The organism is Ferrovibrio sp. GW821-FHT12F09 (assembly GCF_058806775.1).
Window position 1 is genome coordinate 1,793,216 of record NZ_JBXAPZ010000001.1, and the last position, 16,842, is coordinate 1,810,057.

At 63.7% G+C, this 16,842-nt stretch carries 17 protein-coding genes; 10 read left to right on the forward strand and 7 right to left on the reverse strand.

From position 1 onward, the window contains the following. Positions 1 to 2 precede the first annotated feature (2 nt). From AC1ROB_RS08890 to AC1ROB_RS08910, 5 genes are read left to right on the forward strand one after another with little or no spacing between them, the layout of a single operon-like run. Positions 3 to 734, forward strand: a complete 732-nt coding sequence (locus AC1ROB_RS08890) for an SURF1 family protein (RefSeq protein ID WP_492971551.1) — start codon at positions 3 to 5, stop codon at positions 732 to 734. A 4-nt stretch (positions 735 to 738) separates the two neighbouring features. Continuing rightward, complete coding sequence (locus AC1ROB_RS08895) at positions 739 to 2,229, forward strand: carboxypeptidase M32 (protein ID WP_492971550.1); 1,491 nt, start codon at positions 739 to 741, stop codon at positions 2,227 to 2,229. Positions 2,230 to 2,237: 8 nt separating this feature from the next. Then, on the forward strand, positions 2,238 to 3,650 hold the full coding sequence (thrC, locus tag AC1ROB_RS08900) for a threonine synthase (protein WP_492971549.1): 1,413 nt from the start codon (positions 2,238 to 2,240) through the stop codon (positions 3,648 to 3,650). Next, a complete protein-coding gene (locus AC1ROB_RS08905) occupies positions 3,647 to 4,909 on the forward strand; it encodes a M16 family metallopeptidase (RefSeq protein WP_492971548.1) in 1,263 nt (420 codons plus the stop codon). The genes thrC and AC1ROB_RS08905 overlap by 4 nt, the downstream gene beginning before the upstream one ends. Before the next feature lie 26 nt (positions 4,910 to 4,935). Further along, positions 4,936 to 5,541, forward strand: coding sequence for a GNAT family N-acetyltransferase (locus AC1ROB_RS08910; RefSeq protein WP_492971547.1), 606 nt, complete (start codon positions 4,936 to 4,938; stop codon positions 5,539 to 5,541). On the opposite strand, the gene AC1ROB_RS08915 is transcribed toward AC1ROB_RS08910, so the two are convergent. Then, positions 5,532 to 6,119: a YqgE/AlgH family protein gene (locus AC1ROB_RS08915; RefSeq protein WP_492971546.1), complete on the reverse strand. Its 588-nt coding sequence runs from the start codon at positions 6,117 to 6,119 to the stop codon at positions 5,532 to 5,534. The genes AC1ROB_RS08910 and AC1ROB_RS08915 overlap by 10 nt on opposite strands. Positions 6,120 to 6,228: 109 nt before the next feature. Between AC1ROB_RS08915 and AC1ROB_RS08920 the strand changes: the two genes are divergently transcribed. Next, positions 6,229 to 7,026, forward strand: coding sequence for a protein-disulfide reductase DsbD domain-containing protein (locus AC1ROB_RS08920; protein WP_492971545.1), 798 nt, complete (start codon positions 6,229 to 6,231; stop codon positions 7,024 to 7,026). Between the two features lie 124 nt (positions 7,027 to 7,150). After that, entirely contained in the window at positions 7,151 to 7,633 is a 483-nt protein-coding gene (locus AC1ROB_RS08925) for a peroxiredoxin (protein ID WP_492971544.1), read from the forward strand. An 11-nt stretch (positions 7,634 to 7,644) separates the two neighbouring features. On the opposite strand, the gene rnhA is transcribed toward AC1ROB_RS08925, so the two are convergent. Genes rnhA through ispH form a run of 3 tightly spaced genes read right to left on the reverse strand, consistent with a single transcriptional unit; the run spans position 7,645 to position 10,121 of the window. Then, positions 7,645 to 8,154, reverse strand: a complete 510-nt coding sequence (gene rnhA, locus AC1ROB_RS08930) for a ribonuclease HI (protein WP_492971543.1) — start codon at positions 8,152 to 8,154, stop codon at positions 7,645 to 7,647. Between the two features lie 4 nt (positions 8,155 to 8,158). Next, positions 8,159 to 9,148, reverse strand: a complete 990-nt coding sequence (locus AC1ROB_RS08935) for a homoserine kinase (RefSeq protein WP_492971542.1) — start codon at positions 9,146 to 9,148, stop codon at positions 8,159 to 8,161. Between the two features lie 10 nt (positions 9,149 to 9,158). Further along, positions 9,159 to 10,121: a 4-hydroxy-3-methylbut-2-enyl diphosphate reductase gene (gene ispH, locus AC1ROB_RS08940; RefSeq protein WP_492971541.1), complete on the reverse strand. Its 963-nt coding sequence runs from the start codon at positions 10,119 to 10,121 to the stop codon at positions 9,159 to 9,161. Between the two features lie 203 nt (positions 10,122 to 10,324). Between ispH and AC1ROB_RS08945 the strand changes: the two genes are divergently transcribed. Further along, the gene (locus AC1ROB_RS08945; protein ID WP_492971540.1) at positions 10,325 to 10,900 is read left to right on the forward strand and encodes a hypothetical protein; all 576 of its coding nucleotides are present in this window, start codon (positions 10,325 to 10,327) and stop codon (positions 10,898 to 10,900) included. Between the two features lie 11 nt (positions 10,901 to 10,911). After that, positions 10,912 to 11,895, forward strand: coding sequence for a YeiH family protein (locus tag AC1ROB_RS08950; RefSeq protein ID WP_492971539.1), 984 nt, complete (start codon positions 10,912 to 10,914; stop codon positions 11,893 to 11,895). Here the strand turns inward: AC1ROB_RS08950 and AC1ROB_RS08955 are convergent. After that, the gene (locus AC1ROB_RS08955; protein WP_492971538.1) at positions 11,881 to 12,213 is read right to left on the reverse strand and encodes a winged helix-turn-helix transcriptional regulator; all 333 of its coding nucleotides are present in this window, start codon (positions 12,211 to 12,213) and stop codon (positions 11,881 to 11,883) included. The genes AC1ROB_RS08950 and AC1ROB_RS08955 overlap by 15 nt on opposite strands. Before the next feature lie 79 nt (positions 12,214 to 12,292). Between AC1ROB_RS08955 and AC1ROB_RS08960 the strand changes: the two genes are divergently transcribed. Further along, positions 12,293 to 12,823, forward strand: a complete 531-nt coding sequence (locus AC1ROB_RS08960; protein ID WP_492971537.1) for a carboxymuconolactone decarboxylase family protein — start codon at positions 12,293 to 12,295, stop codon at positions 12,821 to 12,823. On the opposite strand, the gene ggt is transcribed toward AC1ROB_RS08960, so the two are convergent. Continuing rightward, complete coding sequence (gene ggt, locus AC1ROB_RS08965; protein WP_492971536.1) at positions 12,820 to 14,424, reverse strand: gamma-glutamyltransferase; 1,605 nt, start codon at positions 14,422 to 14,424, stop codon at positions 12,820 to 12,822. The genes AC1ROB_RS08960 and ggt overlap by 4 nt on opposite strands. A 72-nt stretch (positions 14,425 to 14,496) precedes the next feature. Continuing rightward, positions 14,497 to 16,833, reverse strand: coding sequence for a bifunctional salicylyl-CoA 5-hydroxylase/oxidoreductase (locus AC1ROB_RS08970; protein WP_492971535.1), 2,337 nt, complete (start codon positions 16,831 to 16,833; stop codon positions 14,497 to 14,499). Positions 16,834 to 16,842: the final 9 nt, after the last annotated feature.

Consider the following 16,842-nt stretch of genomic DNA (forward strand, 5'->3'; position numbering starts at 1 on the left):
CGTTGACGATTCTTGGTTTCCGGCCGGCCTTCTGGCCGACCCTCTTCACCATTCCCGCCCTCATCCTGCTGCTCTTCCTGGGCAGCTGGCAGGTCCAGCGCCTGCTGTGGAAGCTCGACCTGATTGAAAGCGTCGAGCAGGGCCTGAAGGCCGATCCGGTGCCGCTGCCGGTCGGTCAGGTCGATGCCGAAGCCTGGAATTACCGTCGCGTGGTGGTCAAAGGCGTATTCGACCACGACAGGGAATTCCATCTGCTGGCGCATTCCGAGCGTGGCAATTTCGGCTACCACATCATCACCCTGCTCAAGCGCACCGATGCGCCGGGCCATGTGCTGGTGAGCCGCGGCTGGGTGCCGGCCGAGGACAAGGAGCCGGCGCGCCGCCTGCAGGGGCAAGTGGAGGGCGAGCAGGTTATCACCGGCATTGCCCGGGCCCCGTGGAACCAGGGCGCCTTCACCCCCGAAAACGATCTGAGGCGGAACCTGTGGTATTCGGGCGACGCGGCGGGGATGCTGAAGGCGGCGGGCATCAGCGATGCGCCGCAGTTGTTCATCGATGCCGATGCCAGTGTGACCGTGCCGGGCGGCTGGCCACGGCCGGGCCATACCCGGCTCAGCTTTACCAACAATCACCTGTCCTATGCCTTCACCTGGTACAGCGGTGCCGTGGTGCTGGCGGTGATTTATGTGCTATGGCATCGGCGGCGGGGACGCGACGCCGGCACGAAGGCTTGAACCCATGAAGCGCTACAAGGCCCTGGAGCAGCAATTCCACCGTATCGGTGCGGTGAACGGTGCGCTGGCCATGCTGGGCTGGGATCAGTCGACCATGATGCCCGAGGGTGGCGCCAGGGCGCGTGCCGAGCAGATGGCGACCCTGAATGTGCTGCGCCACGAATGGATCACCGACCCCAGTCTGGGCGACATGCTGGGCGAGGCCGAAACCCAGCAGAAGGGCATGACCGACTGGCAGCGCGCCAACCTGCGCGAGATGTGCCGGCAGTGGCGCCATGCCACGGCGCTGACATCGAAACTGGTGGAAGCGCGTTCGAAGGCCTCGATGGCCTGCGAAATGGTCTGGCGCAAGGCGCGCCGCAACGACGATTTCAAGAGTTTCGCCAAAGCCTTCAAGCCGGTGCTGGAGCTGACCCGTGAGGTGGCGGCTGCGAAGTCGGCGGCCTTCGGCCTTGGGGCTTATGACGCCCTGCTGGATGAATACGAACCCGGCGGCCGCTCCGAGACGATCAACAAGCTGTTTGCCGACCTGGGCGGCTTCCTGCCCGGGTTTATCGACAAGGCGCTCAGCAAGCAGGCCAAGCGGCCCGAGCCGCTGCCGCTGCAGGGGCCCTTCGCGGTCGAGACCCAGCGCGCCGTCGGTCTGAAATTCATGAAGGCGCTCGGTTTCGATTTCAATCACGGCCGCCTGGATGTCAGCCTGCACCCTTTCACGGGCGGCATTCCCGACGATGTGCGCATCACCACGCGCTACGAGGAAGCCGATTTCACCAAATCGCTGATGGGCGTGCTGCACGAGACCGGCCATGCGCTTTACGAGCTTGGCCTGCCCAAGGCCTGGCGCGACCAGCCGGTAGGCGAGGCGCGCGGCATGGTCCTGCATGAAAGCCAGAGCCTGCTGGTCGAGATGCAGGTTTGCCGCGGCATGGAATTTCTCACCTATGCCGGCCCGGTCCTGCGCAAGGCGTTTGGCGGCACTGGCGAGGCCTGGTCGGATGCCAACCTGCAGCGCATCTATGCACGCGTGAAACCCGACCTGATCCGCGTCGATGCCGATGAGGCCACCTATCCGGCCCATGTCATCCTGCGCTACCGCCTGGAGCAGGCGATGCTGAGCGACGACCTGCCGCTGGCCGACCTGCCTTATGCCTGGAACGATGGCATGCAGACCCTGCTCGGTGTGGAAGTCCCCAGCGACAGCGTCGGCTGCATGCAGGATATTCATTGGGCGGTTGGTTCGATCGGCTATTTCCCGACCTATACGCTGGGCGCGCTGTCGGCCGCGCAACTGTTTGCCGCGGCGAAGGAGCAGGACAAGACGATCCTGCCCGGTATCGCCAAGGGCAACTTCAAGCCGCTGCTCCGTTGGCTGCGCAAGAATGTGCATGGCAAGGGTGCGCTGCTCACCACCGATGAACTGCTGCGCCAGGCGACTGGCAAGCCCTTAAGCACTGCCGCCTTCAAGGCGCATCTCAAAGCCCGCTACCTGAACTGAGTCCCGCCATGCGCTACGTCTCCACCCGCGGCCAGGCCCCAACCCTCGACTTCGAGGGTGTGCTGCTGGCTGGCCTCGCCACCGATGGCGGCCTGTATGTGCCGGAAAGCTGGCCGCAGTTTTCCATGGCGGACTGGCGCGCCATGCAGGGCCTGAGCTATGCGCAGGTTGCCTTCCGCGTCATCAAACCCTTCGTCGGCGGCAGCATCCCCGATACCGATCTGCAGCGCATGATCGATGAGGCCTATGCCACCTTCGGGCATCAGGCGGTCGTGCCGCTGCGTCAGAGCGGCGATAATGACTGGGTGCTGGAGCTGTTTCACGGGCCGACGCTGGCCTTCAAGGATGTGGCGCTGCAACTGCTCGGCCGGCTGTTCGACTGGGCGCTGGCGCGGTCGGGCAAGCGCGCCACCATCGTCGGCGCCACCTCGGGCGATACCGGTTCGGCCGCCATCGAGGGCTGCCGCGGTCGCGCCAATCTCGACATCTTCATCATGTTCCCACATGGCCGCGTCTCGGACGTGCAGCGCCGACAGATGACCACGGTTGCCGATGCCAATGTGCATGCCATTGCGCTGGAAGGCACCTTCGACGATGCCCAGGCGATGGTGAAGGCGCTGTTCAACGATGCCGTTTTCCGCGACACGGTTGGCCTCACGGCCGTGAATTCGATCAACTGGGCGCGCGTGATGGCCCAGATCGTCTATTACGTAACCGCCTCGCTCAGCCTGGGCGGCCCGGATCGTGCGCCGGCCTTCTGCGTGCCGAGCGGCAATTTCGGCGACATCTTCGCCGGCTATTGCGCTGCCAAGATGGGCCTGCCGATTGCCAAACTGATCGTCGCCACCAACCGCAACGACATTCTCGCGCGCTTCATCGCTGGCGGCGAGTACCGCAAAAGCGGTGTCGAGCCGACCATCAGCCCCAGCATGGATATCCAGGTGGCGAGCAATTTCGAGCGCCTGCTGTTCGATATGCATGGTCGCGACGGCGCCGAAATCCGCCGGCTGATGAGCGATCTGGACAAGAATGGCGGTTTCACGGTGTCGCCCAATGCGCTCGCCGAGACCAAACAACTGTTCGCCGCCGGCAAGGCCGATGAGGCCAAGACGAAAGCCATGCTGAAGATGGCCTTTGAGGCCGGCAACGGCCTGCTGGTCGATCCGCATACAGCCGTTGGCCTGGTGGTCGCCGCCGAGCAGCGTGCTGCCCGGGCCCTGCCGGCCGAAACGCCGTTGGTGACCCTGGCCACCGCCGATGCGGCAAAATTCCCGGCCGCTGTCGAGGCTGCTACCGGCCGCCATCCGGCCCTGCCGCCGCGCCTGGCCGACCTGTTCGACCGGGCCGAACGACAGACCGTTCTGGCCAACGATTATGCCAAGGTGCGCGATTTCATCGAAACGCGTAGAGTGAAAACATGACAGTTCGTATCGGCACTCTTTCCAACGGTCTGCGCGTGGTCTCCGAGGCCATGCCGCAGGTCAAGACCGTCTCCGTCGGCATCTGGGTCGATGCCGGCGCGCGCGACGAGACGCCCGAGATCAACGGCGTCGCCCATATGCTGGAGCATATGGCCTTCAAGGGCACCGAGCGGCGCTCGGCCCTGGCGATCGCCGAAGAAATCGAGGCCGTGGGCGGTCATCTGAACGCCTTCACCTCGCGTGAACAGACCGCGTATTACGCCCGGGTCATGGCCGAAGATACCGGCCTGGCGCTCGATATCCTGGCCGACATTCTGCAGCATTCGGTCTTCGACAAGGACGAGATGGAGCGCGAGCGCGAAGTCATCATCCAGGAAATCGGCCAGTCGGAAGACACACCCGACGACATCATCTTTGACCATCTGCAGGAAACCGCTTTCCCGGGGCAGTCGCTCGGGCGTTCGATCCTTGGCACTGTGGATCGCGTCACCGGCATGAAACGCGAGGACCTGCAGGGCTTCCTGTCGCGCTTCTATCATGGCCCCAATCTTGTTCTGGTGGCGGCAGGCGCGGTCGATCACGACCGGCTGATGGCTGAAGCCGAACGTCTGTTCGGCGGCCTGAACCGCATGGCGCGACCGGCGCAGCAGACGGCGCTTTACGGCGGCGGCGGCGAGAAGCGGGCCGTACGCGATCTGGAGCAGGCCCATGTCGCCATTGCGCTGCCCGGGCTCTCCTATGACGATCCCGGCTACTACGCGATGCAGGTCTACGCCACGGTGCTTGGCGGCGGCATGTCATCGCGACTGTTCCAGGAAGTGCGCGAGAAGCGCGGTCTGGCCTACTCGGTTTATGCCTACCCGTCCTCCTATCGCGACGGCGGGTTGATGACGATCTATGCCGGCACCGGCGGCGAGAAACTGCCGGAGCTGATGCCGGTTCTGGCCGAAGAGCTCAGCAAGATCTGCGGCAAGGTCGATGGCGATGAACTGCAGCGCGCCCGTGCCCAGCTGAAAGTCGGGCTGGTGATGTCGCTGGAAAGCTCCGGTGCGCGCATCGAGCAGCTTGGCCGCCAGATGCTGCTGTTTGGCCGCCCGCTCGATCTGGACGAGGTTCTGGCGGCGGTCGACCAGGTGGATGCCAAGGCCGTGCAGAGCGTGGCCGAGCGGGTCATGCGCTCTGCACCGCCGACGGTGGCGGCATTGGGGCCGGTCGAGCGGCTGGAGAGTTATTCGCGCTTCGCGGCCCGGTTCGGCTGAAGCGACGGGACGGGGGAGGCGAACAGATGCTGTTTGGCCGCTTCCTTCCTCCGGCTATCCCCAGTCTGCATGGCGAACGGATTTATCTGCGCTCGCCCGAAATCAACGATTACGAAGCCTGGGCCACGCTGCGCGCCATCAGCCGCGAGCATCTGCAGCCCTGGGAGCCGACCTGGGCGGAAGACTCTCTCACTCGCGAAGGTTTCCGCCGTCGGCTGACATGGTTCGACCGGTTGCGCCGGCAGGATCACGGGGAAGCCTATTTCATCTATCTGCGGCGCAACGATGGTTTGGTCGGCGGTATCACGTTGTCCAATATCCGGCGCGGTGCGGCGCAATGCGGCGAGCTGGGCTACTGGATCGGCAAGCCGCATATCGGCCAGGGCCTTATGACAGACTCTCTCCGCGTCATGACCACGCACTGCTTCGAAACCCTGAAGCTGCATCGGCTTGAAGCGGCCTGCCTGCCGGAGAACGCACCCAGCCGCCGGTTGCTGGCCCATGCCGGATTCCGTACCGAAGGCGTGTTACGGGAATACCTGAAGATCGATGGCGTGTGGCGCGATCATCAACTCTATGCACGGCTGGCCAATGATGCGCCGCTGCCGGACGGGCCTAGAGGTCAGGCGTGACCTGACACGGTCGCCAGTTTGGCCACATCGATACCGATCTTGCGCACGGCACGGTCCCACAGGGCATCGAGATCGGATTCGAAAATCAGATCCGGGTCGGCAGGCGCAGCCAGCCAGGCATTCTCCTGGATTTCCGTATCCAGCTGCCCAGCACTCCAGCCGGCATAGCCAAGGGCGAACAGGCTGCGTTGCGGGCCGCTGCCGCTGGCAATCGCCCGCAGCACATCCAGCGTCGCGGTCAGGCCGATGCCGTTATCCTCGTCGATCTTCACGCTGCCCTGACGCATGTAGTCGGTGGAATGCAGCACGAAACCGCGGCCGGTTTCCACCGGGCCACCCAGGCGGACCACAATGTCGTTATCGGCGGCAGGTTCGATGCCGAGCTGGGTGAGCAGATTGGGAAAGGTCAGGCCGGGATAGGGCTTGTTGATCACCAGGCCCATGGCGCCTTCGGCATTGTGCGAGCACATATAGATTACGGTGCGGTCGAAACGGGCATCGCCCATCGTCGGCATGGCAATCAGCAGCTGCCGCTCAAGATAACCTGATAGCGCCTTGCTTTCGCTGGTACCCGTCATGCGTCACCCTCCGGGTTTCACCTGAATGTTACCCCAGCCGGTCGGCTTGTCTACCCGGCTGGCCTGCTGAAACCCTTGCAATTGACGGGCCAGAGGACAGAGTCGCTGTATGAATACCGCACGTTTCCACCTCTTTTCCTGTATCGCCCTTGGAATTGCAGCGTTTCTTGTCATTTGGTCGCGACCGGCTGCAACGCAAGAGCTGCAGTTCTCGTCTGCGCCGGTGCGCCTGGCTTTTGTTCAGGGCGCCGCCGATGAGATTGGGCTGGCGGTGCGACTCGCCCCGGGCTGGAAATTCTACTGGCGCACCCCGGGCGAGGGCGGGGTGCCGGCCCAGTTCGACTGGTCGGCCTCGCAGAATTTGGCGCGTGCGGATGTATTGTGGCCAGCACCACAACGAATCCCCCTCGGCCATAACGACATCTATGGCTACATCGACGAAGTGGTGCTGCCGATCCGCATTGAACCCCAGGATCCGGCACAGCCGGTCAAGCTGAACCTGACGCTCGAATATGGCGTGTGCAAGGATATCTGTATATTACGCATGGACCGCGTGCAGCATCGCGCTGGCGCGTCCGTGCTGGCCGATCAGGCATTGCTTGCCAAATGGCAGGCCCGCGTACCCCAGGCCGCAGCGACTGCCGATCTGCGCCTGCAGCTACTGCGGCTCAAACCTGATCTGCTGATTGTCGCCCTGCGCAGCACGATACCGCTGCAAAGTCCGGACCTGTTTGTTGAAGGCGCGCCGGACAGCTGGTTCGGGCGTCCCCATGTGGCCCTGATGAATGACCGGCGCGAGATACGCTTCGAATTACCGGTCAGCATGTCCCCGGGCTCGACCGGCCGGCCTTTGCGTCTGACGCTGGTCGATCCGGCCCTGAGTGCCGAGCTGGTCGTACAGCCATGAGGCGCTAAACAATGGCCGGTTGCCGGCCATTCCGACCCTTGTATCCTGTGGCCGGGCGGATCATTTTATCCCGGCCGTTCCAATGGCCAGATCGGCCAAAGATTCAAACCAAGACGAGGAAATCATGACCATCAAGGTTGGCGACCGCATTCCCGATGCCACGCTCTATGTCATGTCCGAACAGGGCCCGCAGGCGGTGAAGGCTGCCGAATTCTTCAAGGGTAAGAAAGTGGCGCTGTTCGCCCTGCCGGGTGCTTTCACGCCGACCTGCTCGGCCAAGCATCTGCCGGGCTTTATCGAGAAGTTTGACGACCTGAAGAAGAAAGGCGTCGAAACCATTGCCTGCCTGTCGGTGAATGACGCTTTCGTCATGGGCAACTGGGGTAAGGCCCAGAATGTCGGCGACAAGGTGGTGATGCTGGCCGATGGCTCGGGCGAACTGACCAAGGCCATCGGCATGGAATTCGACCTCACTGCGCGGGGCATGGGTGTGCGTTCGCAGCGCTACTCGATGCTGGTTGATGACGGCGTGGTGAAGCAGCTTAACCTGGAGAAGCCCGGCGCGTTTGAAGTGTCGGATGCCAGCACTCTGCTCGGCCAGATCTGAGTTTCAGCTTTCTAGCGATCAAACCGGCCCGGATTTACCGGGCCGGTTTTTTTCTTTTTCGGCTTGATCGTATCGCCGGCGATGGCGGTGGCGGCATCGCGCGCCAGCACATCGACACGCTCGTTTTCCACATGCCCGTCATGGCCGCGCACCCAGTGCCAGCTCACCTTGTGCGGCGCGACTGCTAGCTCGAAACGCTGCCACAGATCGACATTCTTCACTGGTTTGCGGTCGGCCGTCTTCCAGCCGCGTGCCTTCCATGAGCGCAGCCAGCCGGTGGCGCCATCGATGACATAGCGGCTGTCGGAATAGAGCGCGACGCTGCAGGGTTTTTTCAGAGCTTCCAGTGCCATGATGGCAGCCAGCAGTTCCATGCGGTTGTTGGTGGTGGCCGGATCACCACCGCTCAGTTCTTTTTCGGTGCCGCCGCGCCGCAGCAGCGCTGCCCAACCGCCGGGACCGGGGTTGCCCAGGCAGGCGCCGTCGGTGAAAATCTCGACATCGAGTAAATCGTCCGACATCGGCTCAGCGTTCGATGCCATAGGCCGATGCGCCCAGAACCTGACGGTGGAATTTCAGCTTCTTCCAGTATTCCAGCGGATCCTTCGGCTTCACCAGCGCGCCCGGCACCTGATTGAGCCAGTCATAGAGCCGCGTCAGCAGGAAGCGCAGCGCCGATCCCCGGGCAAACAGCGGCAGGGTATGGACCTCGCCATCGGTCAGCGGCCGCACGCTTTCATAGCCGTTAATCAGCGCGCGGGCCTTGGTGACGTTGAAGGCGCCATCGGCCTCGAAGCACCAGGCATTGAGATTGATCGCCAGTTCGTAGGCGAAGTAGTCGTTGCAGGCGAAATAGAAGTCGATCAGGCCACTGCATTTCTCCCCGATGAAGAAGACATTGTCGGGGAAAAGATCGGCATGGATCACGCCATGCGGCAGCGGCTTGTCGCCGGCGCGGCCGGGGGTTTCCGGCCATGCGGCTTTAAGGGCGTCGTATTCGCGGGCGATCTCGTGGGCGAGGCCCGGCATGACAGTATCAGCCTTGGCTTCGCAGTCTGTCACCAGCCTGTCCCAGCCGTCGACGCTCAGCGCATTCGGCCGGTGCAGCGGGAAATCCTTGCCTGCCAGATGCAGGCGTGCCGTGGCGGCACCCAGTTCTTGACATTGCTTCGCCGTCGGTTTTTTGGGCCAGACACCGTTCAGGAAACTGATGATCGCACAGGGGCGGCCGGCGACTTCATTGAGGATATTGCCGTCGCGGTCATGGATGGGCGTCGGGCAGGCCAGGCCCTTGCCAGCGAGATGATCCATCAGGCCGAGAAAATAGGGCAGGTCGTCGCGCTTCACCCGGCGTTCATACAGCGTCAGGATATAGCTGCCGGTTTCGGTGCCCAGAAGATAGTTGGAATTTTCCACACCTTCGGCGATGCCCTTGACGGACAAGGCGCAGCCGAGCTTGTAGCGCATCAGCAGCGCATTGAGCTGGTCTTCATCGATTTCGGTATAGACAGCCATGGTGTCGGGTTCAGGCGGCAGAAGAGTCGAGGGCGGCGGGCAGCTTGAACTGCACCGCTTCGGTGGCCGTATGAATCTCACGAACCGTGACGGCATAGCGTTCGCGGAAGGCGGCGATCACTTCCTCGACCAGCACTTCCGGTGCGCTGGCGCCGGCGGTGATGCCTACCGACGTCACGCCAGCCAATGCAGCCCAGTCGATATCGACGGCACGTTGCACGAGTTGCGCCACGGCGCAGCCTTCGCGCTTGGCCACCTCGACCAGACGCAGTGAGTTGGAGGAGTTCGGGGCGCCGATCACCAGTACGGCATCGCTATGGGCGGCAATCGCCTTCACTGCCACCTGGCGGTTGGTGGTGGCGTAGCAGATGTCTTCCTTCTTCGGCCCTTCGATCTGGATGAAGCGCTGCTTCAGGGCGGCGATAATATCTGCCGTATCGTCCACCGACAGGGTCGTCTGGGTGATATAGGCCAGCGGTTCGCCCTCCTGCACCTGCAGGGTGGCGACATCGGCAATCGTTTCGATCAGCAGCACAGCGCCCGGCGGCAGCTGGCCCATGGTGCCGATCACCTCCGGGTGACCGGCATGACCGATCAGGATGATGCGGCGGCCCTCACGGTGATGCCGTTCGGCCTCGCGGTGCACCTTGCTGACCAGCGGGCAGGTGGCATCCAGGTAAGACAGCTTGCGGGCCTGTGCATCGGTCGGCACCGACTTCGGCACGCCATGGGCAGAGAAAACAACATGAGCGCCGGCCGGCACCTCATCCAGCTCGTCAACGAAGATGGCGCCCTTGGCGGCCAGGCTGTCGACGACAAAACGGTTATGGACGATCTCGTGACGGACATAGACCGGCGCACCGAACTGCTCCAGAGCCCGCTCGACGATCTGGATGGCGCGGTCTACCCCGGCGCAGAAGCCGCGCGGGGCAGCCAGCACGAGGGCGATCGGGGGAAGGGCGGCAGCGGACATCGGACTCAGGGCTTCGCTTCGGGGGACTCAGGGCTTCGATTCGGGGCCGGGATGGCGGATCAGGCATGGCAGATCAACGGCTTGCTGGCCTGTCGCTTGTCTCCCGCGGGCCCCTCTTCTATACAGGGAAAGCCCGGGAAAACTGCTGGGCAACCTAATACACTCGTCGCGTGAAGGAAAGGCCGCCTGCCGGCCGGCCCTGCATGACCCACCGGATCGGTAAGCGTTTCGCCATGACCCTGCGTTTCTCCCGTTCCCCGCTATTTGCCGTCTCGGCGGTCATACTCCTCAGCGCCCTGCTGGCCGGCTGCGGCTCGAAGCGCGAGCGCCTGCCGCCCTGCCCGCGGGTTGGAATTCTCGGCGACGCCTACAAGGCAGTTCAATATCGTCAGGGGACGGGTCGCGATCTCACCGACGTCACCTTCGAAACCGAAATCCTCGACTACAACGGCAGCTGCAAATACGACGATAAAGTCACGGCCGTTACCGTGAGCTTCACGTTGCAGGTCGCTGCGGCCCGCGGGCCGGCGGCCAATGCGCCCGAAGCGCTGGTGCCGTATTTTGTCGCCATTGTCGATAAGCAGCAGACTGTGCTGTCGCGCGCCGGTTTCGTCGCCCGCGTACCCTTCAAGGAAGGCCAGCGCCGCATCGCTGTGGCAGAAGAGCTGGAGCAGGTGATCCCGCTGGCCGGTCGTCGCACCACGGAAATCGAAATCCTGGTCGGCCTGGAAGTGCCGCGCGAGCAGCTCGACAGGAACCGTCAGCAGCGCGGCTTCTGAGTCTCAATCCGATGGATCGTCTTCGCCGTCCCTTGCCTGGCCTGACGGTGGCAGCCACGGTTGCGTTGGCTGTTGGCTTCATTGCCGACCATTACGGCGGCCCGCCCTTTCTGCTCGCCCTGCTGCTGGGTATGGCCTTCAACTTTCTCAGCGCCGATCCGCGTGTGCGGCCAGGCATAGACATGGCGGCGCGCAGCATCCTGCGCGTCGGCGTGGCGCTGCTGGGGATTCGTATCACGGTCGAGCGGATTGCCGATCTGGGTCCGGTGCCGGTGCTGCTGGCGGTTAGTGGCGTGGTCGTTGCGATCGGCAGCGGATTGCTGCTGGCCAAATTTGCCGGCCGCAGCCGCGCGGAAGGCCTGCTGTCGGGCGGCGCCGTCGGCATCTGCGGGGCGTCTGCCGCCATGGCGATTTCAGCAGCCCTGCCGCGCTCGCCGCAGTCCGAACGCCTGACACTGCTCACTGTGATCGGCGTGACCGCGCTGTCCACGCTGGCAATGGTGATCTATCCGCTGCTGGCCAAGACCATCGGCTTGTCGGAAACTGCGTCCGGCGTGCTGTTCGGCGCCACGATCCACGATGTGGCGCAGGTACTGGGCGCCGGCCTCACCGTGTCGCCGCAGGCCGGCGATGTCGCCACCTTCGTGAAGTTGGTGCGCGTGGCCTGCCTGCTGCCGGTCGTGGTCGGCATCGGCCTGATCTATCGCAAGGCGGGGGAGGCCAGCACGAAGCAGACGCAGCCGCTGTTGCCGCATTTCCTGATCGGCTTCGTCGCGCTGGTGGTACTGGGCAGCATCGTGACCCTGCCGCCGATGCTGGTGGAGGGCGTGTCGGACGTCTCGCGCTGGTGTTTGCTGGTCGCCATCGCCGGGCTCGGGGTGAAGACGTCATTCGCCGAGCTCTTTGCGCTGGGCTGGAAGCCGCTGGCGCTGATCTTGGCCGAGACGGTGATCCTGCTCGCTGTCGTGCTGACCGGACTACTACTTTTCCTCTAATTCGGCCGACCAGGCCTCGGCCCAGTCCTGTAGGGCGAGCAGCACCGGCATCAGCCGGTGGGCCGTGGCGGTGAGCGCATAGCCTCTGCCGTCATGGTCCAGCAACCGGGCCGCCCGCAGGTCCTTGAGCCGCTGCTGCAGCACGCTGGGCGAAAGCTCCCCACAGGCAGTCTGGAGCGCCCGGAAGGTCAGGACGCTCTCACGCAGCTCCCAGAGGATTCGCAGGCTCCAGCGCCGTCCCAGCAGGTCCAGGGCGGCCATGACCGGGCGGCCGGACCGGGAACCGCGCACGAGCTGGCGGGGCAGGGGTGTCGTCATGGCGACCTCGCTTGCGCTACGGAAATAATAGCGGTAAATTGCTGCTACGATTTCTGTAGCACAACAGGAGCTTCCCGTCATGGCCCGTCTCGATCCGATCCCGCAGCCCTATTCCACCGAAGCTGCCGCGGCACTGGCGCAGATGCCGGCCGATATCGCGCTTTTTCGCACCGTTGCGCATAACCCGCGCGTCCTGACGCGCTGGGCCGGCGGCGGACTGCTCGATCGGGGCTCGATCAGCTTACGCCAGCGCGAGCTGGTGATCCTGCGCACCACGGCGCGGCTGAAGGCGGAATACGAATGGGGCATGCATGTCGGATTCTTCGCGGCTAAGGCCGGCTTCAGTGCGGCTGAGATCGTCGCCACCGTACATGGCGATGCGTCAAGCTGGGCACCGGAAGAATCCGTGCTGGTCGGGATGACCGATGCGCTGGTCGAAACCGGCACCGTAGAGGATGCGCTATGGCAGAGGGCTGCCGCGCATTACAAAGCCGACCAGCTGATCGAAATCATCGCGCTGGTCGGTTTTTATCATCTGGTGTCGTTCACGGTGAACGCCACCGGGGTCGCTCTGGAACCGGATGCCCCGCGATTTCCGCCTGCTGCCTAGAACGCCAGAGCGCAACCATCCTTGCGCGGGTCGGAGCCGGCCTGCAGCACACCATTCACGGCATCGATCATAATGGCCTGGCCGCCGCCATGGGGCATCTCGGCCTGCTTGATCTCGTGGCCGAGACTGGCAAGCCCAAGCAGCACATCTTCGCGGATGCCGCGCTCGGCTTCGAATTTTCCGGCGACATGGAAGCCGCGTGCGCAGTCGATGGCTTCCTGCACGTTCATGCCGAAATCCACCATGTTGGTCAGAACGTGGCTCTGGCCGACCGGCTGGAAACCGCCGCCCATCACACCGAAGCTGAGCCAGGGCTTACCATCCTTCAGCGTCATGGCCGGGATGATGGTGTGCAGCGGACGTTTCAGCGGCTCGACGCAGTTCAGATGGCCGGGCTGGACCTTGAAGCCGCAACCACGGTTCTGCAGCAGCACGCCGGTCTTCGGACTGCACAGGCCGGTGCCGTAGGGCCAGAACAGTGAGTTGATGAAGGAGCAGGTGTTGCCCTCGGCATCCACAACCGTGAGATACACGGTGTCGCGATAGGCCGCACCACCCACCGGGCCCGGTGCGGGCATGGCCTTTTTCAGATCGATACGACCGCGCAGTTCATCGGCAAAACCCATCGACAGCAATTTCTGTATCGGCACATCGGCAAAGGCCGGATCAGCAACATACAGATCGCGGGCCTGGAACGCCAGCCGGGTCGCTTCGGCCTCGATATGGAACCGTTCGACGCCGACCGGGTCGTATTTGCCAAGATCGAAACCGCTCAGGATATTCAGCATCAGCAGGGTGATGATGCCGACGCCGTTGGGCGGAATCTCCAGGACCTCGACATCCTTGTAACGGGTGGCGATCGGATCGACCCAGAAGGCTTCCTGGGTGGCGAAATCGTCCAGCGTATGGGTGCCGCCCAGGCCCTGCAGGTAGGACACGATGTCCTCGGCGACCCAGCCGGTATAGAAGCCGTCGCGGCCCTTCTGCGCGATCTCGCGGAACACCTTGGCATGCTCGGGTTGGCGGAAGACCGCGCCGGCCTTGGGTGGCAAGCCATCCTTCAGCCACATGCGCGCGGTGTTCGGGTCGGTTTTCAGCTTGGCTTCGTTGCGGCCCCAGTCCGTGGCGACGCGCTCGGTGATGGGGAAGCCGTCTTCGGCGAAACGGATAGCCGGCTGCAGCAGGTCGGCCAGCGGCAATTTGCCAAAGCGCTTGTTCAGCTTGCTCCAGGCATCGACGGCGCCGGGAATGGTAACGGCATGCGGCGAGGTCAGGGCGATTTCCTTGATGCCCTGCCTCAAGAGCAGATCCGCGCTCAGGCCTTTTGGCGCGCGGCCGGAGCCATTCAAGCCATAGACCTTGCCGCCCTTCTTGGTATCGGTCCCGGCCGGTGCGTAGAGCACGAAATTGTCGCCGCCAATGCCGGTGGAGCCGGGTTCGACCACGCATTGCACCGCGCAGGCAGCAATCGCCGCATCGGCGGCGTTGCCGCCGCGGCGCAGAATCTCGATCGCGGTGATTGTGGCAAGGCTGTGCGAGGTGGCGGCGGCGCCGTTGCGGCCCATGGCCACCGAACGGCCGGGCAGGTGCAGATCACGCATGGCTGGCTGAACTCCGAACAGGCTGAAGCGCCGAGCCTACACCAGACTATTCCGGATGCGACAGGGCCTGGGTCAGACTTCGTCGCGCCTCGCGCGCTGCTTTGCGAAAGCATCGGCTGCCTGGGCCTCTTCGCGTTCGCGGGTGCGCAATTGGTACAATTGGTCCCGTCCGGCATGATACTGCGGCGGCCAGAAGATGCCGCGCCAGTCATAGTCGGCGGCCGCATGCAGGGTGAAATAGGGATCGGCCAGATGCGGCCGGGCCAGGGCGCAGAGATCGGCACGGCCCGATGCCACAATGGTGTTGACCTGGTCGGCCGAGGTGATGGCGCCGACAGCCATGGTGGCAATGCCGGCTTCCTGGCGGATCGCGTCGGCGAAAGGTGTCTGGAACATGCGGCCGTATTGCGGTCTGGCGTCGGTGGTAGTCTGGCCGGCTGAAACGTCGATCAGGTCGCAGCCGTGGGTCTTCAGGATTTTCGCAATCGCCACCGAGTCTTCGATGGCAAGACCGTCCGGCACCCAGTCGACAGCCGAGAGCCGCACGGACATCGGCTTGTCCTGCGGCCAGACCGCGCGCATGGCATCGAAGACCTCAAGCGGGAAACGCAGGCGATTTTCCAGACTGCCGCCATACTCGTCGGTCCGGATATTGGTGAGTGGCGAGATGAAGGTGGACAGCAGATAACCATGGGCCATGTGCAGTTCGATCATGTCGAAGCCGGCTGCAATGGCCAATTTTGTTGCGGCCACGAAATCATCGCGCACCGTATCTATGTCGGCGCGGGTCATGGCGCGCGGCACCTGGTTTTGCGGCTGATAGGCTAGGGCCGAAGCGGCGATGATCGGCCATGCCTGCTGTTCCGGCAGCGGTGCATCGTAGCCACCGGCCCATGGCAGGCAGGTGGCGCCCTTGCGGCCGGCATGGGCCAGCTGGATGGCAATTTTGGCCCTGCTGTTGCCATGCACGAAATCGGTGATCCGGCGCCAGGCCCGGGCCTGGGCCTCGTTCCACAGGCCGGTGCAGCCCGGCGTGATGCGCGCTTGTTCGGCTATATCCGTCATTTCGGTGATCAGCAGGCCGGCGCCACCGATGGCACGGCTGCCCAGATGTACCAGCGTCCAGTCATTCGGAACGCCATCTTCAACCGAATACTGGCACATCGGCGAGACCACGACGCGATTCTCCACCGTCATGCCGCGCAGGCGGAAAGGGTTGAACATCGGCGGGGGCGGATTGCCTTTCGGCGGCGCCATGCCGAGCTGATCGGCGGTCTTCTCGGCGAACCAGCGGTCCATCTGGCCGGTAAAGGCAGGGTCGCGCAGGCGCAGATTCTCATAGGTGATGCGTTTGGAGCGCGACAGCAGGCTGAAGGCCAGTTGGATCGGCTCGAAATCCCGGTAACGGTCGGTATGCTCGAACCACTCCAGCGAGACCTGGGCGGCATGCTGCAGGATCGAGACCTCAGTCTGCCGTGCATCCTCGAAGGCTTTCAGGGCTGCCGGCACGGACGGATGCCCGGCATTGAGCGCCCGGCTGAGGGCGATGGCATCTTCCATGGCCAGTTTGGTGCCGGACCCGATCGAGAAATGCGCCGTGTGTACGGCGTCACCGATCAGCACGACATTCTCATGCACCCAGCGTCCGCACTTGATGGTGGGGAAGGTCCGCCAGATCGAGCGGTTGCTGAGCAGCTTGTGGCCTTTCAGCTGCTGCGCGAACAGTGTTTCGCAATAGGCAATGGTGTCGGCTTCGCTGGCCTTGTCCAGGCCGGCGCGCTGCCATGTTTCCTCGGTGGTTTCGACGATCCAGGTCGAGAGGCCGTCTTCGAAGCGGTAGGCATGGACCTGGAACAGGCCATGCTGGTTGGCCTGGAAGACAAAGGTGAAGGTGTCCAGCGGCAGGGTAGTGCCGAGCCAGACGAATTTGTTGCGCCGCCAGTCCAGGCTCGGCTGGAAGGTGTCTTTCCAGGTTTCGCGCACCTGGCTGTTGATACCATCTGCGCCGACCAGCAGGTCGCAATCGCGGCGCAGGGCTTCGAAATCCTGCTGCTCGCTGTGGAATTTCAGGATCACGCCTTCCGCGGCGCAACGCTCCTGCAGGATTTGCAGCAGTTTCTTGCGGGCCAGACCGCAGAAGCCATGACCACCCGAACGGACGGTCTCGCCATCGGCCACCACATCGATCTCATGCCAGTAGGCGAAATGATCGCGGATGGCCTGGGCGGTGGCGGCATCCTCGGCCAGGAACTGGTTCAGCGTCTCGTCAGAGAAGACAACGCCGAAGCCGAAGGTGTCATCGGGCTGATTACGCTCGTAAACGGTGATCTGATGCCCGGCATCCGCCTTTTTCATAAGCAGGGCCAGATACAGACCGGCAGGGCCGGCCCCAATGATCGTCACGCGCATGGTCTTCCC